Source organism: Mesorhizobium sp. M0590 (genome assembly GCF_040320905.1).
GTDB lineage: Bacteria > Pseudomonadota > Alphaproteobacteria > Rhizobiales > Rhizobiaceae > Mesorhizobium.
Map to the genome: position 1 here is coordinate 25,614 of NZ_JAMYQN010000012.1, position 26,188 is coordinate 51,801.

Consider the following 26,188-nt stretch of genomic DNA (forward strand, 5'->3'; position numbering starts at 1 on the left):
TCAAGCCTTCGTTCCGTGTCAGGGTGAAGCGTACGCCAACCGGGCAGCCGCGGCGGCTGCGCGTTTGCCTGCGTTCGCCCGTTATAACGAAGTGGGTTTTGGACGCCGACCGGGCTGGGGCGGCGCGGACAGGAAGATGCAGAGGGGTGCGGCGGCGCAAGCGGCCGTAACGCGTAATGGACCGGTTTCTGTCGAACGCGGTGAACAGGATCGATGCGAAGGGACGGGTGTCCGTGCCTGCGCATTTCCGTGCCGTTGTGCAGAAACGCGGCTATTCGGAACTTTATGCGCTACGCTGCCTGGATCGCCCGGCGATGGATGTCGGTGGGCTCGACCTGCTCGATCGCTACGAGCAGCGTATCGCCCAGGAAGACCCGTTCCTGCAGACGGCGGACGACATGTCGTTCTTCTGCCATGGCGATGGAACGTTTCTGAAGCTCGACCAGGACGGCCGTATCACGATGAGCGATTTCATTCGCGAGCATACCGGCATTTCAGCGGAAGTGGCCTTCGTTGGCCGCGGCAATTTCTTTCAGATCTGGGAGCCGGGACGGCTCAGCGCCTATGGGACGGAAGCACGTGCCCGGCTTTTGCAGCTTCGGCAGGGGACGAAGCCCGGGGAGCGGCTGGAATGATGGCGGGCGACGGCGATGAAGTTCATGCCGCTGGCGGACCAGCCCGTCACATTCCGGTGCTCCTTGCCGAAGTTCTGGAGGCGCTGGCGCCGACAAAAGGCGAGGTGATCGTCGACGGCACGTTCGGTGCCGGCGGCTACACCAAGGCCATTCTGGCAAGCGGAGCCTCGGTCGTCGCCATCGACCGCGATCCGGATGCGATCGCGGCGGGGCGGGCCCTTGAACAGCAGTCCGGCGGCAAGCTCAGGCTTGTCCAGGCACCGTTCTCGACGCTCGACGAGCAGGTTGAAAGTGCCGATGGCGTCGTGCTCGACATCGGCATCTCCTCCATGCAGATCGACCAGCCGGAGCGCGGCTTTTCATTCCGGGCCGATGGACCGCTCGACATGCGCATGGCGCAGGCGGGCCTGAGCGCCGCCGCCGTCGTCAACACCTTCAAGGTGGGCGATCTTGCCCGCATCTTCGGTTTTCTCGGCGAGGAACGCCATGCCGGGCGCATCGCCCGCATGATCGAGAGCCGTCGCGAAAAACGCCCCTTCGAGCGCACGCTCGACCTTGCCGATGCCATCGAGACGCATATCGGTCGCGCGCCGAAAGATAAGATCCATCCGGCCACCCGCGTTTTCCAGGCGCTGCGCATCTTCGTCAATGACGAACTCGGCGAACTGGCCAAGGCACTGTTTGCCGCCGAGCGCGTGCTGAAACCGGGCGGGCGGCTTGCCGTGGTGACCTTCCATTCCCTCGAGGACCGCATCGTCAAGCGCTTCATCGCCGACAGAGCCGATTCAGCGACCGGATCGCGGCACCTGCCCGAGGCGCGGGCGCGCACCGCCACCTTCACCAAGAAGGGCGGCGGCGTGACACCTGGCGATGCCGAGATAACGGCAAATCCGCGGGCGCGCTCGGCAAGGCTGCGCGCTGCGATCCGTACAGAGGCGCCGGCGCGCGCCGGCGATTTTTCGATTTTCGGCCTGCCAAAACTGCCTGGCCCAAAGCTTCCCGGCGCCGATCGACCGGGAGAGAGGTGAGCACGTGTTTCGTACCAGCGACATAGTCCTGATCGCCGTCATGGTTTCTGCGGCTGCCCTGACCTACAAGACCAAGCGCGAGGCCGAGGAGCAACTGGCGGCAGTGCACAAGATCCAGGCGCAGATCCGTTATGAGGAGGACACGATCGACCTGCTCAAGGCGGACTGGAGCCTGCTTACCCAGCCGTCGCGCCTGCAGAAGCTCACCGAAATCTACAAATCGCAACTCGGACTCGAGCCGGTCAATGCGCGGCAGATCGTCGGGCTGGACGATCTGCCGGCGAAACCCGTCAATATCGAGGACCTTTCATCGCAGCGGCTGGGCGGCATGGCCGATATCGGCGGCAAGGATCCCGTGGTGACCGGAGGCATCGTCCAATGATCACCGGATTTCCAATCGCCGCCAGATTTCCAAAGGTTGGCAGGCTGCTGAAGCGCGGTTCGAAGCCCAGCGCGGGCGGATCGATCGTGGTCGAAGGTGCCCGTAAGGCGACCGGTGGCAAGGGCAGGACCCGCATCATCATGACGATGGCGGTGTTCTTCGGCATCTATTCGACCATTGCCGGGCGGCTGGTCTATCTGGGTTTCCAGAATCCCGACCTGTCGGGCGGGCCGCAGAGCCGGGTGACGGCATCGCGACCCGACATCGTCGACCGTAACGGCGAAGTGCTGGCGACCGACATCAAGACCGCGTCGCTGTTTGCCGAACCGCGCCGCATCGTCGATGCAGACGAGGCGATCGAAAAGCTGTCGACGGTGCTTCCCGAGATCGACTACGAGCAGACATATAACAAGCTGAAGAGCGGCGCCGGGTTCGTCTGGCTGCAGCGGCAACTGACGCCGAAGCAGCAGGCCGACATCATGCAACTCGGCATCCCCGGATTCGGCTTTCGCACCGAAAAGCGCCGGTTCTATCCGGCCGGCGAAACCTCGTCCTACATTGTCGGCCTCACCAACATCGACAATCAGGGCATCTCCGGCATGGAGAAATACATCGACGAACAGGGCTTGAGCGACCTTCAGGCGTCGGGTCTGGCGGTGGCCAAGGATTTGAAGCCGGTGCAGCTCTCGATCGACCTGCGCGTCCAGCATATCGTGCGCGACGAGGTCGCCACCGGCATGGAAAAGTACCACGCGATCGCGGCGGGCGCCGTTGTGCTCAACGTCAAGACCGGCGAGGTGCTGGCGATGGCGTCGGTTCCGGATTTCGATCCGAACAACCCCTATAACGCGCAGGACAAGGACAGGCTCAACCGTATGTCGGCCGGCCTCTATGAAATGGGGTCGACCTTCAAGAGCTTCACCACCGCTATGGCGCTCGATTCCGGCAAGATAACGCTGCAAAGCCGTTTCGACGCGTCGCGCCCGATCAGGATCGGCCATCAAACCATCCATGATTTCCATGGCAAGGGCCGGGTACTGTCGGTGCCGGAAGTGTTCATCTACTCCTCCAATATCGGCTCTGCCAAGGAAGCCGAAGCGGTTGGCATCGACGGACACCGCGAATTCCTGCATCGCCTGGGAATCCTCGAGAAGATGCAGACCGAACTGCCGGAAGTCGCTCGGCCGACCGAGCCCAAGGTCTGGAAGCAGGTCAATTCGATCACCATCGCCTTCGGCCACGGTGTGTCGACGACGCCGCTGCAGACAGCGGTCGGCTGCGCCGCGCTGATGAATGGCGGCTATCTGATGGACCCGACCTTCCTGCCGCGCACGCAGGAGCAGGCGATGGCGGTGGCCAAGAAAGTGGTCAGCGACAAGACGGTCGAGGGCATGCGCTATCTCTATGCACTCAATGCCGAAAAGGGATCCGGCCGCAATGCACGGGTGCCAGGATACCGGGTGGGCGGCAAGACGGGAACGGCGGAGAAGGTCGTCAACGGCCGTTACTCGAAGGAAAAGAATTTCAACGCCTTCGTTGCGGCTTTCCCGATGGACGATCCGCAATACATAGTGCTTACGATCGCCGACGAACCGAAGCCGGAAAAGCCCGGCATGGGTGCTACGGCCGCCTCGAACGCGGGCATCATGGCTGCAAACATCATCCGACGTGCGGCTTCCATGCTTGGCGTGAAGCCAGATTTCAGCCATGAAAATGGTGCAACGCTGGTTTCCTATCAGTGATTCTTGGGGCGCGCCGGCAACTGCGCGCTATTTTGTTGCGATGAACGGGGTTCGATGAAGCTGAAAAATCTAGCCGGTATCCTGCCTGTCGAGGGGACAGCTTCCTTCGACATGGAGGTTACAGGGATTTCGTCGGATTCCCGCCAGGTAACACGGGGCGTCGTCTTTTTCGCGCTCACCGGCTCCAAGGCGGATGGCGCAGCCTACGCAGCCGATGCCGCGAGCCGAGGCGCTGCAGCGATCGTGGTCGGCAAGGGCAGTGCCGTCGCCGGGCTGCCAGTCCCGGTTCTTGTCGTAGACGATCCGCGCCTTGCACTGGCGCTGAGTGCTGCCCGTTTTTTCGGCATGCAACCGCAAACCATGGTCGCGGTGACCGGAACCAGCGGCAAGACCTCGGTCGCCGCATTCACCCGGCAGATATGGGAGCAGGCGGGTTTTGCCGCCGCCTCGATCGGCACGACCGGCGTGGTGGCGCCGGGCCGCAACGAATATGGCTCGCTGACCACGCCGGATCCGGTGGCACTGCACAGGCTGCTCAAGGAGCTGGCGGAGGCCGGCGTCACCCACGCCTCGATGGAAGCGTCCAGCCATGGCCTCGACCAGCGCCGGCTCGACGGCGTCAAGCTTGCGGCCGGCGGCTTCACCAATCTCGGCCGCGACCATATGGACTATCATCCGACGGTCGAGGACTATCATCGCGCCAAATTGCGTCTGTTCGACGCGCTGCTGCCGAAGGGCGCGCCGGCGGTCATCTTTGCCGACGACCCGTGGTCGGAGCCGACGATCAAGGCGGCGCGGGCAGGGGGACTGAATGTGCTGACGGTCGGCCGCCACGGCGATTTCCTGCGGCTGAAGCGGGTCGAGCACGAGCGCCACCGCCAGCGCGCCGAGGTCGAAGCGGACGGCGTTCTCCATGAAGTCGACTTGCCGCTGGCCGGCGACTTCCAGATTGCAAATGCGCTGGTGTCGGCCGGCCTCGCCATTTCGACTGGAACATCTGTTGCCAAGGCGTTAATGGCGCTGGAGAAATTGAAGGGCGCGCCGGGACGGCTCGACCTTGTCGGGACGGCCGCCAACGGCGCGCCCGTCTATGTCGACTACGCTCATAAGCCGGATGCGCTGGAAAACGTGCTGGCTTCGGTGCGCCCCTTTACCACCGGCCGCGTCATCGTCGTATTCGGTTGCGGCGGCGACCGCGATCGGGGCAAGCGGCCGATCATGGGCGAGATCGCCACAAGGCTGGCCGACGTCGTCATCGTCACCGACGACAATCCCCGCTCGGAAGTACCCGAGACGATCCGCGCCGCGATCCTGGAGGCCGCACCTGGCGCCATCGAGATCGGCGACCGGCGCAAGGCCATCCACGAGGCGGTCGGGATGCTTCACGCTGGCGACACGCTGATCGTGGCCGGCAAGGGCCATGAGGAAGGCCAGACCATCGGCACCGAGACGCTGCATTTTTCCGATCATGAAGAAGTTCGCTCGGCGCTGCGGGAGCAAGCAGCGTGAGTTATCTGTGGACCTCCGAGGCGCTGGTTGCCGCCATGGATGGCCGGCCGCTCGGTCCGATGCCTGAAGGCATCGCCGGCATTTCCATCGATAGCCGCAGCCTGCAGCCGGGAGACGCTTTCTTCGCCATCAAGGGCGAGGCTATGGACGGCCATGATTTCGTCACCGCCGCCATCAAGGCGGGCGCCGGCGTGCTGGTCGTCGCCGAGGGCAAGCTGCCGTCGCTGGGGCGGCTGACGGCACCGATGATCGTCGTGGAGGACGTGCTTGTCGCTCTGGAAAAGCTCGGCGTTGCCGCGCGCGCACGCTCAAAGGCCAGGGTGATTGCCGTGACCGGGTCGGCGGGCAAGACCACCACCAAGGAAGCGCTACGCCACGCTCTCTCCGCGGTCGGTACGGTGCATGCATCGGCCCAGTCGTTCAACAATCACTGGGGCGTGCCGCTGACGCTGGCGCGCATGCCGCAGGATTGCGACTATGCCGTCTTCGAGATCGGCATGAACCATCCCGACGAGATCCGGCCTCTGGTCAAGATGGTCCGGCCGCATGTCGCCATCGTCACGTTGATCGCGGCGGCTCACCTCGGCTTCTTCCGCAACCTGGACGAGATCGCCAAGGCCAAGGCAGAGGTTTTCGAGGGACTGGAGCCCGGTGGCGCCGCCCTTCTCAACCGCGACGATGCGCGCTGGAAGCTGCTGGAGAAGATGGCCAAAGAGGCCGGCGTCGAGCATGTCTACGGGTTCGGCGAGAATGCCCGGGCGACCTTCAAGCTGATCAAATGCGAGCTCAATGCCGATCACTCGGTCATCACCGCCAAGATTGGCGGGCACGAGATTGTCGCCAGGATCGGCGCGCCGGGCCGCCATATGGTGCAGAACGTGCTCGCGGTGCTTGGTGCCGCGCATCTGGTCGGCGCCGACGTCACCAGAGTTGCGCAGGCGCTGGCCGATCTTTCGCCCGAACGCGGACGCGGCAAGCGCTATGTGTTGCGTCACCCCAACGGGCCGATCACGCTGATCGACGAGAGCTACAACGCCAATCCGGCGTCGATGAGCGCTGCAATGGCACTGCTCAACACGACGCCGGTGTCGGGCGAGGGCAGGCGCATTGCCGTGCTCGGTGATATGCTCGAGCTCGGCAGCCATTCGGCGAAATTGCATGCCGCGCTTGCCGGTCTGATCGTCGGCACCGACACGCGCACGGTCTTTCTCGGCGGTCCGGAAATGCGGGCGCTGGCCGACGTTTTGCCGGGCGAGATCAAGACGGAATACCGCGCCGGTGCGGAAGATCTGAAACCGGTTCTTCTATCGGAATTGAAGCCCGGCGACGTGGTCATGATCAAATCGTCGAAGGGCATAGGCTTTTCAAAGCTGGTCGAGGCGTTGCTCGGCAAGTTTCCGGCGGAAGCCACAACCAGCAGACAGACCTAGGATCGGTCCGGGGGACGCAAGCGCATGCTAACACTGCTCGTCGAATTTGCGGACAAGATCTCGGTCTTCAACGTCTTCCGCTACATAACATTCCGCACCGGCGGAGCGCTGATCACAGCGGCGCTGATCGTGTTCATCTTCGGACCGACCATCATCAATTCGCTGCGGCTGCGGCAAGGCAAGGGCCAGCCGATCCGTGCCGACGGGCCGCAGACGCATTTCAAGAAGGCGGGAACGCCGACAATGGGCGGACTGATGATCCTGTCCGGCATCGTCGGTTCGTCCCTGCTGTGGGCGAACCTGTCGAGCATCTACGTCTGGGTGGTCCTTCTGGTGACGCTGGGATTCGGCTCGATCGGCTTTTACGACGATTATCTCAAAGTAACCAAGCAATCGCATCTCGGCTTTTCCGGCAAGGCGCGGCTGGGGCTCGAATTCGTCATCGCCGGCATCGCCGCCTGGGTGATCATGCATAACGGCCAGGCGCCGTTCTCGTCATCGTTGACATTCCCTTTCGCCAAGGAGTTTCTCGTCAATCTCGGCTGGTTCTTCATCCCGTTCTCGTGCTTCGTCATCGTCGGCGCCGGCAATGCGGTGAACCTGACCGACGGTCTCGACGGGCTGGCGATCGTGCCGATCATGATCGCCGCCGCATCCTTCGGCGTCATCGCCTATCTCTCCGGCAACGCGGTGTTCGCCGAATATCTGCAGATCCATTTCGTGCCCGGCACCGGTGAACTTGCGGTGGTCCTTGGAGCGGTGATCGGCGCCGGGCTTGGCTTCCTCTGGTTCAATGCGCCGCCGGCGGCGATCTTCATGGGCGACACCGGCTCGCTGGCGCTGGGTGGGCTGATCGGCACGGTCGCGGTGGCGACAAAGCACGAGATCGTGCTGGTCATCGTCGGCGGCCTGTTCGTCGTCGAGATATTCTCGGTCATCATCCAGGTCGGCTACTTCAAGATGACCGGCAAGCGCGTCTTCCTGATGGCGCCGATCCACCATCATTTCGAAAAGCTCGGCTGGACCGAAAGCCAGGTGGTGATCCGCTTCTGGATCATCGCCGTCATCCTGGCGCTGGTCGGCCTGTCGACCCTGAAGCTCAGATAGGAGGCCGCTTGATCCCCGCCGCATCCTTTTCAGGCAAGCGCGTTTCGCTCTTCGGGCTCGGTGGCTCGGGGATTGCCACGGCGCGCGCGCTGATCGAGGGCGGCGCGGATGTGCTGGCCTGGGACGACAATCCCGACAGCGTCGCCAAAGCCGGCGCGGTCGGCATCACGACAGCGGACCTGCGCGGTGCGGACTGGGCGAGGTTTTCTGCCTTCGTGCTGTCGCCCGGCGTGCCTCTGACGCATCCCAAGCCGCACTGGACCGTCGAGCTGGCGCGGGGCTCAGGCGTGGAGATCATCGGCGACATCGAGCTTTTCTGCCGCGAGCGGATGCTGCTGGCACCGGCAGCACCTTTCATTGCCATTACCGGCACCAACGGCAAGTCGACGACCACGGCACTGACGGCGCACATCCTAAAATCGGCTGGGCGCGACACGCAGATGGGCGGCAATATCGGCCGCGCGGTGATGACGCTCGATCCGCCGCAGCCTGAACGGCACTATGTGGTTGAGTGCTCTTCCTACCAGATCGATCTTGCCCCTTCGATCAATCCGACGGCCGGTGTCCTGCTCAACCTGACGCCGGACCATCTCGACCGCCATGGCACGATGCAACACTACGCCTCGATCAAGGAGCGGCTGGTGGCCGGCAGCGAGACGGCAATCATCGGTGTCGACGATTCCTGGTGCGCCCAGATCGCCGATCGGCTGGAGCGGGCCGGCCGCCAGGTCATCCGCATCTCCAAGCGCCTGCCGCTGACCGACGGTTATTTCGCTGACGGCACCAACTTAATGGAAGCCGTGCACGGCCGCTACAGCCGTGTCGCCTTCCTCGAAGGCATCGGCTCGTTGCGCGGCCAGCACAATGCGCAGAACGCGCTGGCCGCCGCCGCCGCCTGCCTCAAGGTCGGGCTCGAGCTCGGCGAGATCCAATCCGGACTGGAGAGTTTCCCTGGGCTGGCGCACCGCATGGAGCAGGTTGGCCGCAAAGGGCATGTGCTGTTCGTCAACGATTCCAAGGCGACCAATGCCGATGCCGCTGCACCGGCGCTGTCGAGCTTTGCGCGTATCTACTGGATTGCCGGCGGCCTGCCGAAAGAGGGCGGCATCGAGCCGTTACGCGGCTTCTTCCCGCGCATCGCCAAGGCCTATCTGATCGGCGAAGCCGCACCGGCCTTTTCGGCGACGCTGGGCGAAGCGGTGCCCTACGAGATATCAGGCACGTTGGCGGCGGCAGTCGAACACGCCGCCCGCGATGCGGCCAGGGATAGTAGCGGCGAGGCAGTGGTGCTGCTGTCGCCGGCCTGCGCCAGTTTCGACCAGTTCAAGAATTTCGAAGTCCGCGGCGAGGCGTTCAGGCAAGCCGCAACCGCCATTGATGGCGTGAAGCCCATCGGAGGGACACGATAATGCAAAGCCGTCTCGACAAAAGCCCTGTGGCGACCTGGTGGTGGACGATCGATCGCTGGTTCCTGGCGGCGTTCCTGTCGCTGATGGGGCTCGGCATCGTTTTGTCCTTCGCCGCAAGCCCGGCGGTGGCCGAGCGCATCGGGCTAGACAGTTTCCACTTCGCGACACGCCAGATTATCTTCACCATTCCGGCGCTTGGGGTAATGCTGGCCGTCTCGTTCCTTGAATCCAGGCAGATCCGGCGCATGGCGCTGGTCATGTTGTGCATCATGCTGTTTCTGATGGTGGCGGTGCTCTATATCGGCGTCGAGGTGAAGGGCGCGCGGCGCTGGGTGTCGCTAGCCGGCCTGTCGATCCAGCCGTCCGAGTTCCTGAAACCGGCCTTCGTCATCATCTGCGCCTGGTTGTTCGCCGAGCACAAGCGCCAGCCCGACATTCCGGGCAATTTGTTCGCCATGTTGCTGCTTGCACTGGTCATCTCGCTGCTGGTGGCGCAGCCTGACCTCGGGCAGACCATGCTGGTGCTCGGCACCTGGGGGGTGATGTTCTTCATGGCCGGATTGCCGTGGCTGTGGATCGTCGCGCTGGGTGCTGCAGGCGTCGGCGGCGTGTTCGCCGCCTATGCAGTGTTCCCGCACGTTGCCGGCCGTATCGACCGCTTCATGACCGGCGAGGGCGACACGTTCCAGGTCGACATGGGCCGCGAGGCGCTGATCAATGGCGGCTGGTTCGGCGTCGGGCCGGGCGAGGGTACCGTCAAGCGGGTCATCCCCGACAGCCACGCCGACTTCGTCTTCTCTGTCGCCGGCGAGGAATTCGGGCTGATCATGTGTTTCTTCATCATGTCCATCTTCGGCTTCATCGTGCTGCGCGGTCTCAACACGGCGCTCAGGGAGCAGGACGATTTCACCCGCTACGCGGTTGGCGGCCTGGTCACGGTCTTCGGCCTGCAGTCGGTCATCAACATGGCCGTCAATCTGCAGCTGATGCCGGCCAAGGGCATGACGCTGCCGTTCATCTCCTACGGCGGCTCTTCGCAGATCGCGATCGCCATCTCGATGGGCATGGTGCTGGCGCTGACGCGCAAGCGCCCGGAAAAGCGCAAGCAGCTGGGCTTCATGCCGTCGCCGCGTGCGATGCCGGCGGAGTGAGATGGCGAAGGGGGTCATCCTTCTGGCGGCAGGCGGAACCGGCGGACATCTGTTCCCGGCCGAGGCACTGGCACATGAGCTCAAGACGCGCGGCTGGGCGGTACATCTGGCCACCGACGACCGCGCCGAGCGCTATGCCGGCAGGTTCCCCGGCGACGGCGTCCACGCTATCGCCTCCGCTACCTTCGGGTCGAGAAATCCGCTGACTGTCGCGCGGACCTTCTGGACCCTGTGGCGTGGATTCCGCCAGTCGTCCGCCCTGATCGCCCGGCTGAGGCCGAATGCGGTGGTGGGCTTCGGCGGCTATCCGACGCTGCCGCCGCTGTTCGCGGCGACGCGACGCGGTGCGCCAACGCTGATCCATGAGCAGAACGCGGTAATGGGCCGCGCCAACAAGGCGCTCGCGCCGCGGGTGACGGCGATTGCGGGGGGCTTCCTCAAGGCCTCCGGTCCCTTCTCGGCCAAGATCGTGGAGACGGGCAATCCGGTCCGGCAGGCGGTGCTCGACGTGGCCGGCAGGCCCTATGCCGTGCCCGAGCCCGGCGGGCCGCTGCGGCTGCTCGTCTTCGGCGGCAGCCAGGGCGCGCGCTATTTTTCCGACACTGTGCCTGAGGCGGTGGCGGCGATGCCCAGCGCAATGCGCTCGCGGCTGAGCATCGTGCAGCAGGCGCGCGGCGAGGACGAGGCGCGGGTGAGAGAGCACTACCGCGCTCTCGGCATCGAGGCCGAGGTCGCGTCGTTCTTCTCCGATCTGCCGGCGCGCATGGCCGCCGCGCATCTCGTCGTCTCACGCTCGGGCGCGTCGACGGTGCTCGAGCTTTCGGTGATCGGCCGGCCGGCCATCCTCGTGCCTCTTCCGCATGCCCTCGACGACGATCAAGGCCACAATGCACAGATCCTCGTCAACGCGGGGGGCGCGGTGATGCGGCGCCAGCCCGGCCTCGACGCGGCGGCGCTCGCAGGCGAGATCGTGGAGTTGCTGGGCGACGGCGACAGGCTCGCCGCCATGGCCTCGGCGGCCCGCTCGGTGCGAAGACCCGACGCGGCGCGGTTGCTCGCCGATCTGACAGAGGCTATTGCGTCCAGGAAATCCGTTTCGGAATTCAGGAAGGAGACGCACGCATGAAGATGCCACAGACGATCGGCCTCGTGCATTTCATCGGCATTGGCGGCATCGGCATGAGCGGCATCGCCGAGGTGCTGCACAATCTCGGCTACAAGGTGCAGGGATCCGATCAGGCCGACAGCGCCAATGTGCAGCGGCTGCGCGACAAGGGCATCGAATGCTTCGTCGGCCATCAGGCCGAAAACCTCGGCGAGGCCGAAGTGGTCGTCGTCTCCACCGCAATCAAGAAATCCAACCCGGAGCTGAAGGCGGCGAGAGAGAAGTTGCTGCCGATCGTGCGGCGCGCCGAAATGCTGGCCGAGCTGATGCGCTTCCGGCAGGCGGTCGCGATCGGCGGCACGCATGGCAAGACGACGACGACTTCGATGGTGGCGACGCTACTCGAAGCCGGCGGGCTCGACCCGACGGTAATCAATGGCGGCATCATCAATGCCTATGGCACCAATGCCCGCATGGGAGACGGCGAATGGATGGTGGTCGAGGCCGACGAGAGCGACGGCACCTTCCTCAAGCTGCCGGCCGAGATTGCCGTCGTCACCAATATCGACCCCGAGCACCTCGACCATTACGGCTCCTTCGACAAAGTGCGCGAAGCGTTTCGTCAGTTCGTCGAGAATGTGCCGTTCTACGGCTTTGGTGTGATGTGCACCGACCATCCCGAGGTGCAGGCGCTGGTCGCCCGCATCGAGGACCGGCGCGTCATCACCTATGGCGAAAATGCGCAGGCCGACGTGCGCTTCACCAATCACCGCATGGACGGCCCGACCTCGGAATTCGACGTGGTGATCCGCGACCGCAAGACGCACGGCCAGATAACGATATCAGGCCTGCGGCTGCCCATGCCCGGGCGCCACAATGTCTCCAACGCGACGGCGGCGATTGCCGTCGCGCATGAGCTCGGCCTTTCGGCTGAGGCAATCAAGAAGGGCCTGTCGTCTTTCGCGGGCGTCAAGCGGCGCTTCACCCATACCGGTTCGTGGAACGGTGTCGATGTGTTCGACGATTACGGTCATCATCCGGTCGAGATCACGGCGGTACTGAAAGCTGCGCGCAGCGCTACCAAGGGTCGCATCATCGCCGTTACACAACCGCATCGCTTCACCCGGCTGCGCGATCTGTTCGACGAGTTTTCCGTCTGCTTCAACGACGCCGATACGGTAATGGTGGCGCCCGTCTATGCGGCCGGCGAGGAACCGATCGACGGCGTCACGTCCGACGCACTGGTGTCGCGCATCCGCTCCGGCGGCCATCGCGACGCACGCTACATCGAAGGTCCGGCGGCGATTGCGCCGATCGTGCGCGAGGTGGCGAAGCCGGGCGATTTCGTCGTCTTCCTCGGCGCCGGCAACATCACCCAATGGGCCTATGCGCTGCCCAAGGAACTCGGCGGGACCATCTCATGATGCGCGGCCAGGCGTTGATCGAGAAGCTTGGCGACCGGCTTGCCGGACTGCGCGGCCGCATCACGCCCAATGCCGAGATGGACAAGATCACCTGGTTTCGAGCCGGCGGGCTCGCGGACGCATTGTTCCAGCCGGCCGACGAGGACGATCTTGCCACGTTCCTGAAGGCGGTGCCGGAGGAAATTCCGCTGACCATCGTCGGCGTCGGCTCGAACCTGCTTGTCCGTGACGGCGGCATTGCGGGCTTTGTCATCCGGCTTTCGGCCAAAGGCTTTGGCGAGACCGAAGTAATTGCGCCGACCACGATCAAGGCGGGCGCCGCGACACCCGACAAGCGCCTTGCGGCCGTTGCCTACGAGGCAGGCATCGGTGGCTTTCATTTCTACCACGGCATTCCCGGCGCCATTGGCGGAGCGCTGAGGATGAACGCCGGCGCCAATGGCGTCGAGACGCGCGAGCGCGTGGTCGAGGTGCGGGCACTCGACCGCAAGGGCAATGTTCATACGCTGAGCAATGCCGATATGGGCTATGCCTATCGCCATTCAGCGGCGCCGTCCGGGCTGATCTTCACGTCGGCGCTGCTCGAAGGCATTCCTGAGGACAAGGCGGCGATCAAGGCCGCGATGGATGCTGTCCAGAACCATCGCGAGACCGTGCAGCCGATCCGCGAAAAGACCGGTGGCTCTACCTTCAAGAATCCTGAGGGCACCTCGGCCTGGAAGGAGATCGACAAGGCCGGCTGCCGCGGCCTGATGGTTGGTGGGGCGCAGATGTCGCCGATGCATTGCAACTTCATGATCAACACCGGAACCGCCACGGGCTACGAGCTTGAATATCTCGGTGAGACGGTGCGTGCGCGCGTGCTCGAAAGATCAGGCATCCGGCTGCAGTGGGAGATCAAGCGCATCGGTAATTTTCGGCCGGGCCATGCCGTCCAGGAATTTCTCGGGCAGTTGCTTTAGGCAAGCTGACCCGCCGTTGCCTTTCGGACTCATGAATTCACATTTTGCTGCCGTTTTTGCGGAAAGTGAATCCATCGGAATCGTAAGCACTTGCCAGCGAATCAACTCTCTGATTCTCTGCCCTGAAGCGTTTCCTGATTTGAGTCGTTTCGACGCGTTACTCGCGTTTCCGTCTGGGGGGCAACCTGCCGGGAGACTCGGACTCAATGTTGCGGAAACACGGGAGCAAAGCTGCTCGGCGTATTTGAGTGCGCGCGATGCTTTTCGGGCCATGCATGATGGTGCAGGCCTGCTGTGAGAGGAAATGACGGGGAATGACAAGCAAGCACGTGGCCGTCCTTCTGGGGGGATTCTCGTCCGAGCGGCCCGTATCCCTGTCGTCGGGCAAAGCCTGCGCCGATACGCTGGAGGGGGAGGGCTACCAGGTCACCCGCGTCGACGTCTCGCGTGACATCGGCTCGGTGCTTGCCGAGCTCAAGCCTGACGTCGTCTTCAATGCGCTGCACGGCCCCTTCGGCGAGGACGGCACCATCCAGGGCATCCTCGAGTACCTCGCCATTCCGTACACCCATTCCGGCGTGCTTGCCTCGGCGCTTGCGATGAACAAGGAACAGGCCAAGAAGGTCGCGAAGGCGGCCGGCGTTCCGGTGGCGGAATCGAAGGTGGCCAATCGCTTCGCCATCCAGAACAAGCACCCGATGAAGCCGCCCTATGTAGTCAAGCCGGTCAACGAAGGATCGAGCTTCGGCGTCGTCATCGTGCATGAAGGCCAGTCGCATCCGCCGCAGATCATCGGCTCGTCCGAGTGGAGATATGGCGACGCGGTGATGGTCGAGCGTTATGTGCACGGGCGGGAATTGACGTGCGCGGTGATGGGCGATGTGGCGCTCGGTGTCTGCGAGATCATCCCGACCGGCCATTCCTTCTACGACTATGATTCAAAATACGTCGCGGGAGGATCAAAACACGAATGCCCGGCAAAACTTTCACCGAATATTTACCAAAAAATACAGACACTGACGCTCAAGGCTCACCAAGCTATCGGCTGTCGGGGCGTTTCCCGGTCGGACTTCCGTTATGACGATCGTCACTCCGAAAACGGCGAAATTGTCTGGCTCGAGGTCAACACCCAGCCGGGCATGACGCCGACGTCTTTGGTGCCGGAAATCGCCGCGCAAGCGGGACACTCGTTCGGCGATTTGTTGAGTTGGATGGTGGAGGACGCTTCGTGTCTGCGTTGAAGTGGGGACAGGGCAAGGGGAAGGGCGCTGCCGGGCCGGCGCTGTTCGGCATGCCGTTGTCGTTCGACCATTTCGTGCTGCCACGCCTGCTCCGCCGGCCGGTGCGCGTGCTGGCGCGCCTCGGCGAGGGCGACTTCGAAGCGCCGCCCTATTGCGCTGCCATGCTGTCGGCGGCACTGCTTGTTTCGAGCAGTGCCTATGGCGCCTATCTCGGCGGATATTCCGACGCCATCGTCCAGAGTGTTACCGCCCGCACCGGCTTTGCCGTCGACCAGGTCAAGGTCGTCGGCAACCGCGAAACGTCCGAGATCGATATTCTCGACAGGCTGGAACTCGACGGCTGGACCTCGCTGATCGGCTTCGATGCCGAAGCCGCGCGCGAACGCATCACCACGCTACCCTGGGTCGAAGCCGCGGCAGTGCGCAAGGTCTACCCGCATACGCTGGAAGTGCGCGTCGAGGAGCGCGAGCCGTTCGCGCTGTGGCAGCAAGGCAGCGCGCTTTCGGTCATCGAGAAATCCGGCACCGTCATTGCGCCGTTCTCCGGCGGCAAGCAGATATTGCTGCCGCTGATCATCGGCACCGGCGCACCGGCCAAAGCGCCGGATTTCCTGGCCAAGATCAAGAATTATCCGGAGCTCGCCGCGCGGATCAAGGGCTATATCCGCATCGGCGAACGGCGCTGGGATCTCAAGCTTGAAAACGGCATCACGATCAAGCTTCCCGAAGACGGTGAGGATCAGGCGATTGCCGACCTGGTCAGGATGGATCACGAGAACGGGCTTTTGACGCGCGACATCGCCGCCGTCGACATGCGCCTTTCCGATCGTCTGGTCGTCCAGTTGACGCCGGAAGCGGCGACACAGCGCCAAGCCGCGCTCGACGAAAAGCCCAAGATGCTGAAGCGCAAGCCGGAGACGAAGATATGAGCTGGCTTGGCGGCAATAGCGATGCCTCGTCGCGCCGGTCCGGCATCCTGACGGTGCTGGATGTCGGTTCCAGCAAGGTCTGCTGCGTGGTGGCCAAACTCAAGCCGCGCGACGATGGCAAGCTGCTGCGCGGACGCTCGCATCGCGTCCAGGTGATCGGCATCGGCCACCAGAAATCGCAAGGCGTGAAATCGGGCGTCGTCATCGATCTTGACCGTGCCGAGCACGCCATCCGTCTTGCCGTCGACGCCGCCGAACGCATGGCGGGACTGACGGTCGATTCGCTGATCGTCAACATGACTGCCGGCCGGCTGAAGAGCGAGGCTTTTTCGGCCACCATCAATCTCGGCGGCCATGAGGCCGACGAGGCCGACATCAAGCGCGTACTTGCCGCCGGCGCCAAGCAGGCGTTGCGGGCCGAGCGCGAGGTGATCCATTCGCTTCCCGTAGCCTTTTCGCTGGATGCCGAGCGCGGTGTGCGCGATCCGCGCGGCATGGTTGGCGACCAGCTTGGCGTCGACATGCACGTGCTGACAGGCGACGCAGCGCCCTTGCGCAATCTGGAGCTCTGCATCAACCGCTCGCATCTGTCGGTCGAACGCATGGTGGCGACGCCCTATGCCAGTGGGCTTGCTGCGCTGGTCGACGACGAGCTCGAAATGGGCGCGGCCTGCATCGACATGGGCGGCGGCACGACGACGATCTCGGTGTTTTCGGAAGGCAAGTTCGTCCATGGCGATGCCATCGCGATCGGCGGCAACCACGTCACGCTGGACATGGCCAAGGGCCTGTCGACCTCGCTCGATGCCGCCGAAAGGCTGAAAGTGATGCATGGCTCGGCGCTGCCTGGCAGTGCCGACGACCGCGACCTGGTTTCCATCCATCCGATCGGCGAGGACGGCGAGGTGCCGTTGCAGATCCCGCGCTCGGTGATGGCGCGCATCATCCGCGCCCGCATCGACGAGACGCTGGAATTGTTGCGCGACCGGCTGAACAAATCCGGCTACGGCAATGCCGTCGGCAAGCGCGTGGTGCTGACCGGCGGCGCCAGCCAGCTTGCCGGCCTGCCCGAAGCAGCACGCCGCATTCTCGGCCGCAATGTGCGCATCGGACGCCCGCTCGGCGTGGCAGGCTTGCCCGAGGCGGCCAAGGGGCCGGCTTTCTCGACCCCGGTCGGACTTCTGATCTATCCACAGATGGCGAGCTTCGAGAGCCGGCCGGCGAAGGGAATTTCCGGTCTCCGGATGACCGGAACAGGCGGAAAACTGCATCGAATGAGTCAGTGGTTGAGAGACAGTTTTTAATTTTGACGGGGACAGCCCCATAGGCGGCCGCGGCGGCGAAGCGGCGGGAAAGGCAAAGGACGAAGACAATGACCATCAATCTGCAGAAGCCGGACATCACCGAGCTCAAGCCGCGCATCACCGTGTTCGGTGTCGGCGGCGGCGGCGGCAATGCCGTCAACAACATGATCACCGCCGGCTTGCGCGGCGTTGAGTTCGTGGTGGCCAACACCGACGCGCAGGCACTGACGATGTCGAAGGCCGAGCGGCTGATCCAGCTCGGCGCGCATGTCACCGAGGGTCTTGGCGCCGGATCGCAGCCTGAAGTCGGGCGCGCGGCGGCGGAAGAGTGCATCGACGAGATCATCGATCATCTCTCCAACACGCATATGTGCTTCGTCACCGCCGGCATGGGCGGCGGCACCGGCACCGGGGCGGCCCCCGTGGTCGCGCGCGCTGCTCGCGAAAAGGGTATCCTCACCGTCGGCGTCGTCACCAAGCCGTTCCACTTCGAAGGCCAGCGCCGCATGAAGACGGCCGACATGGGTATCGAGGAACTGCAGAAATGCGTCGATACCCTGATCGTCATTCCCAATCAGAACCTGTTCCGGCTGGCCAATGACAAGACCACCTTCGCCGATGCCTTCGCCATGGCCGACCAGGTGCTCTATTCGGGCGTTGCCTGCATCACCGACCTGATGGTCAAGGAAGGCCTGATCAATCTCGACTTCGCCGACGTCCGCTCGGTCATGCGCGAAATGGGCAAGGCGATGATGGGAACCGGCGAGGCTTCGGGCGAGGGCCGCGCAATGGCCGCGGCGGAAGCTGCCATCGCCAATCCGCTGCTCGACGAGACCTCGATGAAGGGCGCCAAGGGCTTGCTGATTTCGATCACCGGCGGCCGCGACCTGACCCTGTTCGAAGTCGATGAGGCGGCAACCCGCATTCGCGAAGAGGTCGACCAGGATGCCAACATCATTCTGGGCGCCACTTTCGACGAGGAACTCGAAGGCGTTATCCGCGTGTCAGTGGTCGCCACCGGCATCGACAAATCGGCGGCCGAAATCGCTGCCGCGCCGATCGCCATCCGCACGGCTCCGCCGAAGCCGGTCAGCCGCCCGGCGGCCCAGGTCACGGAAATGCGCCCGGCGCCTGTCCAGCAACCGATCTATGAACCACGTGCTGCCGACCCGGTCGCCGAGGCCATTCAGCTCGCCGAGGCGAATGCGGCAGCGATGGCGCAGGCCCGCCCGGCACCGGTCGCCCATGCGGAAGACTTCCGTCCGCAGAGCAAGATTTTCCAGGCGCCTCCCGCTCAGCCGCAGCCGATGATGCAGCCAGCGGTTCAGCAAGCGATGCAGCCCGCTCCGCATCGTGAAATGCCGCAGCCGGTTGCCGCGGCACCCCAGCGCATGCCGCGGGTCGAGGATTTCCCGCCGCAGGTGAAGGCCGAAGTGGAAGCCAAGGCCCGCCCCGCCGACCACGAGAACAGCGGCCCGATGGGCTTGCTCAAGCGCCTGACCAACGGCTTGACCCGCCGCGAAGAGGAGCCTGCAAGACTGCAGCCGGCGCAGCCTCGCGAACCGAAACTGCGCCAGGCGCCGGCCGAAGTGCGCCGCCTAGCCAGCCAGGATCCGCAACTTTACGCGCCGCGCCGCGGCCAGCTGGACGAGCAGGGCCGCCTGACGCCGCAGAGCCGGGCTGTCCAGGAAGACGATCAGTTGGAGATTCCCGCCTTTCTGCGCCGACAGGCCAATTGATCTGTTAACGGTTCGTAACAGTTGTTAACAGGCGAGCAGGAGACTGTTCGCCTGTCAACGTTAAAAACGATTTCAGAACAAGGACTTATGAGGCGTTCCCTCCCGGGACCGCAGTTACAAAGAGTAAGAAACCGTGATTTGGAGTCTCCCTGCGGGATCATTATCTTCGCCACCGACCAAAGTCGGTTTGCTGGGAGTCTCGGGGAAGTGGCCCTGCCTGCCGATCAATCAAGAGCCGCGCCCTCAGGGCAAACGAAGCGGACCTAGGCAGTACGGGCTATGGGGATTGTTTTGCACGACTATCAGACGACACTTAAATCGCGCGCGACGCTGACTGGCATCGGCGTTCACAGTGGCAATCCGGTCACCGTCCATTTCCTGCCGGCGGATGCCGATACGGGTGTCGTCTTCCAGCTTTCGAATGCAAGCGGAAGCCACGAATTTCGCGCGCTCGTCTCCGAGGTCGGCGCCACCGATCTCTGAACCATGCTTGGCGATCCGCAAGGCGAGCACATTGCCACGGTCGAGCATCTGATGGCGACGCTTTTCGGGCTTGGAATCGACAATCTCGTCATCGAAATCGACGGCCATGAGGTGCCTATCCTCGACGGCAGCGCAGTGATGTTCGTCGAGGCCATTGACCAGGCAGGCATCGAAACGCTGCCGGTCAAGCGTCGCTACATCAGGGTGGTCAAGCCGGTTCGCATCGAGAACGGCGCCTGCTGGGCGGAGTTCAGGCCCTATGACGGCACGCGCTTCGAGATCGAGATCGATTTCGAAAGCCCGGCGATCGGGCGCCAGCTTTTTGCATCCGACATGAACGCCGACATTTTCCGCCGCGACGTCGCGCGGGCCCGCACTTTCGGTTTCATGAAGGACGTCGAGCGGCTGTGGGCGGCCGGCTATGCGCTCGGCTCGTCTTTGGAAAACTCCCTGGTGATCGGCGACGACAACCGCGTGATCAACATGGGAGGCCTGCGCTATCCCAACGAGTTCGCGCGCCACAAGACGATGGATGCGATGGGCGACCTGGCGCTCGCCGGTGCCCGGTTCATCGGCTGCTTCCGCTCCTATCGTGGCGGCCACAGGCTGAACGCAGCTGCGCTGCGCCGTCTCTTGTCCGACCGTTCGGCTTTCGAGATCGTTGAGACGACGCGCCGCGAGCGCGGGCGTACCGCCGAGATGAGCGCCGTCAACGCACCCCTCTACGCACCCTGGATGATCTGATTCTTAAGGTCTTGCGGCTCCCGTTGCGGTCAAGCTGTGTTGCATGGATGCATCACCGGCCGGCCAAATTACGCAGCTTTCCAGGTGGCGCCAAACCGCCACAAAAATGTGCGATTGGCCGGGGATAGCGTTGCCGGGCAAGGCAATTATGGTTTATGGCTGCTGCCGTCGACTGAAATGACGCCGAAAGGGCGGAATCCAAACATGTTTTTCAAGCGAGTTGGTCAATCGAAGGCGCTGCGGCGGGCTGTTTTCCTGGCGCTTTCGGTGGTCGTTCCATCGCTGTTTCTGTCGGCCTGCATGTCGTCCGAGAAGGACGTCGATCTGTCGACCTATGTCGATCAGACCGAGCCGGCCGACGTGCTCTACAATCAGGGTCTCGCCAATCTGAATGCCGGGCGACTGCAGGAGGCAAGCCGCAAGTTCGATGCCGTCGACCGCCAGCATCCCTATTCCGAATTCGCCCGCAAATCGATGGTGATGGGTGCCTTTGCCGACTACCGTCAGGGCAATTACGACGAGGCGATCGGTTCGGCCAAGCGCTACCTGACCCTCTACCCGTCCACCGACGATGCAGCCTATGCCCAGTACATTATCGGGCTGAGCTACTACCGTCAGATCAAGGACGTCACCCAGGACCAGAAGGAAGCGCGTCTTACCGTGCAGACGATGCAGGACCTCGTGACGCGCTGGCCCACGTCCGAATATGCCGACGACGCCAAGGAGAAGATCCGCTTCGCCAACGATCAGCTCGCCGGCAAAGAGATGCAGATCGGCCGCTATTATCTCGAGCGCCGCGAATACATCGCGGCCGTCAAACGGTTCCGTAACGTCGTGGAGAACTATTCCAACACACGTCATGTCGAGGAAGCGCTGGCGCGTCTTACCGAGAGCTACTATGCGATGGGGCTGACGTCGGAAGCGCAGACCGCTGCGGCCGTGCTCGGCACCAACTATCCCGATAGCCAGTGGTACAAGGACTCCTACAAGCTCCTGCAGAGTGGTGGGCTCGAGCCGCGCGAGAATGCCGGATCGTGGATCTCCAAGGCCGGGAAGCTGATCACCGGCGCCTGAGCGGCGCGTCCCCATGCTCTCCAGACTGTCGATCCGCGATATCGTTCTGATCGAGAAGCTGGACATCGACTTCTCGTCCGGCCTTTCGGTCCTTACCGGCGAAACCGGCGCCGGAAAATCCATCCTGCTCGACGCTTTGTCACTGGCGCTTGGCGCCCGCGGCGACGCTTCGCTGGTGCGGCATGGCGCGGCACAAGGCCAGATCATCGCCGTGTTCGACGTGCCGCGCAACCACGCGGCTCGCATGCTGCTTGCCGAGAATGCCATCGAGGACGACGGCGACATCATCCTGCGCCGCGTCCAGACGGCTGACGGCCGCACGCGCGTGTTCGTCAACGACCAGCCGTCCAGCGTGACGCTGATGCGCGACATCGGCCGTGCGCTGGTCGAGATCCACGGCCAGCACGACGAGCGCGCTTTGGTCGATCCCGGCGCCCATCGCGAGTTGCTCGACAGTTTCGGCGGCCATCTCGGCGCTGCTCGGGCAACCGGCGAGGCGTGGCGGCATTGGCGTACCTGCGAGCAGGAATTTTCACGGCACCGGGCCAAAGTCGAGGCGGCTTCCCGCGAGGCCGATTATCTGCGTGCGGCGGTCGCCGAATTGACCAGGCTCGATCCGCAACCGGGCGAAGAGACCGAGCTCGCCGAACTGCGCGCCTCGATGATGCGTGCCGAAAAGATCGCCTCGGAAATCCACGATGCGCAGGATGTGCTCTCGGGCCCGTCCTCGCCCTTGCCGCAGTTGGCCAGCCTGCTCAGGCGGCTGCAGCGCAAGGTGACGGAAGCGCCCGGCTTGCTCGAGGATGTCGTCAAGTCGCTCGACGAGGCGATGCTGTCGCTCGACGCGGCGCAGTCGGGCGTCGAAGCCGCACTGCGCGCCACCGAATATGATCCGCAGCGGCTGGAGAAAGCCGAGGAGCGGCTGTTTTCGCTGCGTGCCGCCTCGCGCAAGCACAGCGTCGCCGTCGATGACCTGGCGCAATTGCGTGACACCATGGCGGCCGACCTTGCCGATCTCGACGCCGGCGAAGAGCGCCTGCATGCGCTGGAGACACAGGCTGCGGCGGCGCGCCAGGCCTATGACATTACGGCGGCCCAGCTATCGTCGCGTCGCCATGCGGCGGCCGTCGGGCTGACCAAGGCGGTGATGGCCGAACTGCCGGCGCTGAAGCTCGAACGGGCCGAGTTCATCGTCGAGATCGCAAGCGATGCCGAGAGCCGCATGGAAGAAGGCATCGACCAGGTCGAGTTCTGGGTGCGCACCAACCCCGGCACCAGGCCCGGCCCGATGATGAAAGTCGCTTCCGGCGGTGAGCTTTCGCGCTTCCTGCTGGCGTTGAAGGTAGCACTCGCTGACCGGGGCTCGGCGCCGACCTTGGTCTTCGACGAAATTGACACCGGCGTCGGCGGCGCGGTTGCCGACGCCATCGGCCAGCGGCTGGCGCGGCTGGCAAAACGCGTGCAGGTGCTTTCGGTCACGCATGCACCGCAAGTGGCGGCGCGCGCGGCGACGCATTTCCTGATCTCCAAATCGGGCGGCGCCGACCGGGTCTCGACCGGCATCGCCGAGATGGACCGGGCGGCACGGCAGGAGGAGATTGCACGCATGCTCGCCGGCGCCACCATCACCGACGAGGCGCGTGCGGCGGCCGAGCGGCTGCTGCGGGAGAACACCGCGGCAGCCTAGACAAGTTCGTTTCCGGCGCTCGCGACTTGAGTCAGGGTATGGCTCCATCCTGCTGTTCAGGCATGATTTTCCGTGTCTGGTCTCTCCCTCATGAGAGAATCCTGTTCTATTGTGTCGCGCCACCGTGAAGGGAGCCGTGCATGGACGAAAAACCAGTCGATTCGCTCAGCGAAAGCGAGGCGGCAAGCGAGTTGAAGCGGTTGGCGCAGGAGATCGCCGAGCACGACCGGCGCTACCATGGCGAGGACGCGCCGATAATCACGGATGCGGAATATGACGCGCTGACGCGGCGCAACCTGGCCATCGAACAGCGCTTCCCTGCTTTGGTGCGTGAGGATTCGCCCTCACGCAGGGTCGGCGCGCCGCCGGCGGAAGGTTTTGCCAAGGTGCGCCACGCGGTGCCGATGCTCAGCCTTGCCAAGGCCTATACCGACCAGGACGTCGCGGACTTCATAGAACGGGGCCGGCGATTCTTTGACCGCGACAAGGATCTGAACATCGCCTTCACGGCGGAGCCGAAGATCGACGGGCTATCGGCTTCCCTGCGGTATGAAGGCGGTGTGTTCGTGCAGGGAGCAACGCGCGGCGACGGCGTCGTCGGCGAGGACATCACCGCCAATCTCAAGACCATCGCCGATATTCCCAAGACCTTGAAGGGATCGGACTGGCCCGAGGTCATCGAAATACGCGGTGAGGTCTATATGACCTACGCGGAATTCGAGGCGCTGAAGCAACGTTCGGCGGCGATAGGTGGCCAGGATTACGTCAATCCGCGTAACACGGCGGCCGGGTCGCTCCGCCAAAAGGACCCGTTAGTTACCGCCAGCCGCAACCTTAAATTCTTTGCTTACGCCTGGGGCTATACTTCAAAGGATCCAGCTCCGACCCAATACGATTCCGTGCAAAAATTCGCGGAGTGGGGATTCAAGGTCAGCCCGCTGATGGTCCGGGCAAGATCGGTCGAGGAACTGGTCGCGCACTATCACCTAATCGAGACCCAGCGCTCATCGCTCGGCTACGACATCGACGGCGTCGTCTACAAGGTCGACCAATTGGAGTTGCAGCGCAGATGGGGCTTTGTCACTGGCGAACCACGCTGGGCGATCGCTCACAAATTTCCGGCCGAACAGGCGATGACAACCGTGCTCAGGATCGACATTCAGGTGGGCCGTACCGGTACGCTGGCGCCCGTTGCCCGGCTTGCACCCGTCACGGTCGGCGGCGTCGTGGTCGAAAACGTCACGCTTCACAACGAAGATTACATCAAGGGTCTGGACAGCAACGGCCAGCCGATCCGCGACGGCTATGACGTGCGTATCGGCGACACGGTGGTCATCCAGCGGGCAGGGGACGTCATTCCGCAAATCGTGAGTGTCGTCGCCGACAAGCGGCCGACTGATGCCGTGCCCTACGAATTCCCGCACAAATGTCCGATCTGCGGCTCACCCGCAACGCGCGAGATCAACGAGAAGACCGGCAAGGAGGATTCCCGCCGACGGTGCACCGGCGAGCTGATCTGCCCCGCGCAGGCCGTGGAAGGATTACGCCACTTTGTGTCGCGCGGCGCCATGGATATCGAAGGCCTGGGCGCTGAAAACATAGACCTGTTCTTCAATGCCGGGTTGGTCAAGACTGCCGCCGATATCTTCACCCTCCGGGACCGCCGTCCCGCCGTCACCAAGGCGCTGGCGGAGCGACGGGAGGAGCAGGCCAGGCAGCGCGAGGCCGCATCGGGCAAAACGCGCAAGAATGTACGCAGCGTCGAGGAACGCAACTATGACGGCCTCGACAAGCTCTTCGCTGCCATCGACGCCCGCCGCGAACCCGAACTTGATCGCTTCATCTTCGCGCTGGGCATTCGTCATATCGGCGAAACGACGGCCGCTGTGCTGGCCCGAACCTTCTCGACGATCGAGGAGTTGATCCGCATTGGCAAGGAGACGGCAGCGGCAGCCGATCCACACAGCGTTTTTCCTTCGATCAACGGCATCGGCGATACGGTGATAGGCGCGCTTCGCGATTTCTTCGGCAATGAACGCAACGACGCCGTACTTGAAGCGCTGCTCACACAGGTCCACCCGAAGCCGTACATTGTGAACGTCTCAGCCGATAGTGCGGTCGCCGGCAAGACAATCGTGTTTACAGGCACGCTGGAAAAGATGACGCGCCCGGAGGCCAAGGCGATGGCCGAACGTCTCGGCGCGAAGGTCGCCGGCTCGGTTTCCGCGAAGACCGATCTCCTGGTGGCAGGGCCAGGCGCCGGTTCCAAGCTGAAGGATGCGACCAAATTCGGCATCGAGGTGATCGACGAGGACACCTGGCTGCAGCGGATCGGCAAGGGCGGGTGATGGCGGCTGCGTTCAACGGTTTTGGGCAAAAGGCCATTCCCTTCCTCAAGGCGCTGGATTTTCATCAGAGCCGGGAGTGGTTTTTGGAAAACCGCGACCTTTTCGAACGCGACCTGCGCGATCCTTTCGGCGATCTGGTCGAGACGCTCTCCGAGCGCTTCATGGCATTGGGGCTCGGCCTGCGCGGCGACCGCAAGAAGTCGCTGTTCCGGATTAATCGCGATGTGCGTTTCGCCAAGGACAAACGGCCTTATAACCGGCATTTGTCGGCGATCCTTTCGCCCGACGGCACCAAGATGGAACAGGGCGTGTTTTACGTCCATATCGGGCTCGAGCGATGCTTTGCCGCCATTGCCTGGTGGCAGCCCGGACCGGAGCTATTGCTGGCGCTGCGCAACGCGATCGCGAAGCGGCCCGCTGAATTCCGCAGCCTCGTCGCGGCGCTGAAGAAGAACGGCCTCGAGCTCGACCCGGACGGCTGCATGAAGCGCACGCCGCGCGGCTTCGAGCATATCGCCGAGCCCGATCTCGCTGCTGCGATCCGCAACCGGCATTTTGCCGTCCGGCACGCAATCGAGCCGGCGGATATCTACGGAGCTGGATTGGTCGACGAACTCGTCGACTTCGTCATGCGGGCAAAACCGCTGCTCGACTGGGGCAGGGCGATCGATGGCAAGGCTTCGCCGCGCTAGGCTCGGAAGCGAGCTTGCCGCGACGCTTCAGCCATCATTTCCGCTGATCGTTTGCCTCAAGCA

20 protein-coding genes and 1 pseudogene are annotated in these 26,188 nt (G+C 63.7%); all 21 read left to right on the top strand.

Annotation, left to right across the window (positions count from 1 at the left end; all coding sequences use genetic code 11):
- Window positions 1-176 precede the first annotated feature (176 nt).
- The 21 genes and pseudogenes from mraZ (at window position 177) to NKI52_RS20220 (ending at window position 26,125) form a co-directional block, all read left to right on the top strand.
- Entirely contained in the window at window positions 177-635 is a 459-nt protein-coding gene (gene mraZ / locus NKI52_RS20120) for a division/cell wall cluster transcriptional repressor MraZ (RefSeq protein WP_352570487.1), read from the top strand.
- The gene (gene rsmH / locus NKI52_RS20125) at window positions 632-1,663 is read left to right on the top strand and encodes a 16S rRNA (cytosine(1402)-N(4))-methyltransferase RsmH (protein WP_352699248.1); all 1,032 of its coding nucleotides are present in this window, start codon (window positions 632-634) and stop codon (window positions 1,661-1,663) included. The genes mraZ and rsmH overlap by 4 nt, the downstream gene beginning before the upstream one ends.
- A gap of 4 nt (window positions 1,664-1,667) precedes the next feature.
- On the top strand, window positions 1,668-2,045 hold the full coding sequence (ftsL, locus tag NKI52_RS20130) for a cell division protein FtsL (RefSeq protein WP_023676771.1): 378 nt from the start codon (window positions 1,668-1,670) through the stop codon (window positions 2,043-2,045).
- The gene (locus tag NKI52_RS20135) at window positions 2,042-3,787 is read left to right on the top strand and encodes a peptidoglycan D,D-transpeptidase FtsI family protein (RefSeq protein WP_352570485.1); all 1,746 of its coding nucleotides are present in this window, start codon (window positions 2,042-2,044) and stop codon (window positions 3,785-3,787) included. Before ftsL ends, NKI52_RS20135 begins: the two co-directional genes overlap by 4 nt.
- Before the next feature lie 54 nt (window positions 3,788-3,841).
- Window positions 3,842-5,296 carry a UDP-N-acetylmuramoyl-L-alanyl-D-glutamate--2,6-diaminopimelate ligase gene (locus NKI52_RS20140; RefSeq protein WP_352699250.1) on the top strand — a complete coding sequence of 485 codons (1,455 nt, stop codon included), beginning with the start codon at window positions 3,842-3,844 and terminating at the stop codon, window positions 5,294-5,296.
- On the top strand, window positions 5,293-6,726 hold the full coding sequence (locus NKI52_RS20145) for a UDP-N-acetylmuramoylalanyl-D-glutamyl-2,6-diaminopimelate--D-alanyl-D-alanine ligase (RefSeq protein ID WP_352570482.1): 1,434 nt from the start codon (window positions 5,293-5,295) through the stop codon (window positions 6,724-6,726). Before NKI52_RS20140 ends, NKI52_RS20145 begins: the two co-directional genes overlap by 4 nt.
- 24 nt (window positions 6,727-6,750) lie before the next feature.
- Window positions 6,751-7,833: a phospho-N-acetylmuramoyl-pentapeptide-transferase gene (gene mraY / locus NKI52_RS20150; protein WP_023676767.1), complete on the top strand. Its 1,083-nt coding sequence runs from the start codon at window positions 6,751-6,753 to the stop codon at window positions 7,831-7,833.
- 8 nt (window positions 7,834-7,841) lie between these two features.
- On the top strand, window positions 7,842-9,242 hold the full coding sequence (murD, locus tag NKI52_RS20155) for a UDP-N-acetylmuramoyl-L-alanine--D-glutamate ligase (protein WP_352570481.1): 1,401 nt from the start codon (window positions 7,842-7,844) through the stop codon (window positions 9,240-9,242).
- Window positions 9,242-10,393, top strand: a complete 1,152-nt coding sequence (ftsW, locus tag NKI52_RS20160; protein WP_352456168.1) for a putative lipid II flippase FtsW — start codon at window positions 9,242-9,244, stop codon at window positions 10,391-10,393. The genes murD and ftsW overlap by 1 nt, the downstream gene beginning before the upstream one ends.
- Window position 10,394: 1 nt before the next feature.
- Entirely contained in the window at window positions 10,395-11,519 is a 1,125-nt protein-coding gene (murG, locus tag NKI52_RS20165; RefSeq protein WP_352456167.1) for an undecaprenyldiphospho-muramoylpentapeptide beta-N-acetylglucosaminyltransferase, read from the top strand.
- Window positions 11,516-12,922, top strand: a complete 1,407-nt coding sequence (gene murC, locus NKI52_RS20170) for a UDP-N-acetylmuramate--L-alanine ligase (protein ID WP_352456166.1) — start codon at window positions 11,516-11,518, stop codon at window positions 12,920-12,922. Before murG ends, murC begins: the two co-directional genes overlap by 4 nt.
- Window positions 12,919-13,884 (top strand): UDP-N-acetylmuramate dehydrogenase, encoded by a 966-nt coding sequence (gene murB / locus NKI52_RS20175; RefSeq protein WP_031211769.1) that lies wholly within the window; start codon window positions 12,919-12,921, stop codon window positions 13,882-13,884. The genes murC and murB overlap by 4 nt, the downstream gene beginning before the upstream one ends.
- A 314-nt stretch (window positions 13,885-14,198) precedes the next feature.
- Window positions 14,199-15,125 carry a D-alanine--D-alanine ligase gene (locus tag NKI52_RS20180; RefSeq protein ID WP_352619502.1) on the top strand — a complete coding sequence of 309 codons (927 nt, stop codon included), beginning with the start codon at window positions 14,199-14,201 and terminating at the stop codon, window positions 15,123-15,125.
- Window positions 15,113-16,054 carry a cell division protein FtsQ/DivIB gene (locus tag NKI52_RS20185; protein WP_352456163.1) on the top strand — a complete coding sequence of 314 codons (942 nt, stop codon included), beginning with the start codon at window positions 15,113-15,115 and terminating at the stop codon, window positions 16,052-16,054. The genes NKI52_RS20180 and NKI52_RS20185 overlap by 13 nt, the downstream gene beginning before the upstream one ends.
- A complete protein-coding gene (ftsA, locus tag NKI52_RS20190) occupies window positions 16,051-17,358 on the top strand; it encodes a cell division protein FtsA (protein WP_352699252.1) in 1,308 nt (435 codons plus the stop codon). Before NKI52_RS20185 ends, ftsA begins: the two co-directional genes overlap by 4 nt.
- Window positions 17,359-17,426: 68 nt before the next feature.
- Entirely contained in the window at window positions 17,427-19,097 is a 1,671-nt protein-coding gene (gene ftsZ, locus NKI52_RS20195; protein ID WP_023676758.1) for a cell division protein FtsZ, read from the top strand.
- Between the two features lie 279 nt (window positions 19,098-19,376).
- Window positions 19,377-20,324 (top strand): annotated as a pseudogene (gene lpxC, locus NKI52_RS20200) (UDP-3-O-acyl-N-acetylglucosamine deacetylase).
- 204 nt (window positions 20,325-20,528) lie between these two features.
- Window positions 20,529-21,398 (top strand): outer membrane protein assembly factor BamD, encoded by an 870-nt coding sequence (locus NKI52_RS20205; RefSeq protein WP_023676756.1) that lies wholly within the window; start codon window positions 20,529-20,531, stop codon window positions 21,396-21,398.
- Window positions 21,399-21,411: 13 nt separating this feature from the next.
- Window positions 21,412-23,085: a DNA repair protein RecN gene (gene recN / locus NKI52_RS20210; protein WP_352699254.1), complete on the top strand. Its 1,674-nt coding sequence runs from the start codon at window positions 21,412-21,414 to the stop codon at window positions 23,083-23,085.
- 140 nt (window positions 23,086-23,225) lie between these two features.
- Window positions 23,226-25,433 carry an NAD-dependent DNA ligase LigA gene (gene ligA, locus NKI52_RS20215; protein WP_352699256.1) on the top strand — a complete coding sequence of 736 codons (2,208 nt, stop codon included), beginning with the start codon at window positions 23,226-23,228 and terminating at the stop codon, window positions 25,431-25,433.
- Window positions 25,433-26,125 (top strand): DUF2461 domain-containing protein, encoded by a 693-nt coding sequence (locus NKI52_RS20220; protein ID WP_352699258.1) that lies wholly within the window; start codon window positions 25,433-25,435, stop codon window positions 26,123-26,125. The genes ligA and NKI52_RS20220 overlap by 1 nt, the downstream gene beginning before the upstream one ends.
- The last annotated feature ends 63 nt before the right edge of the window (window positions 26,126-26,188 follow it).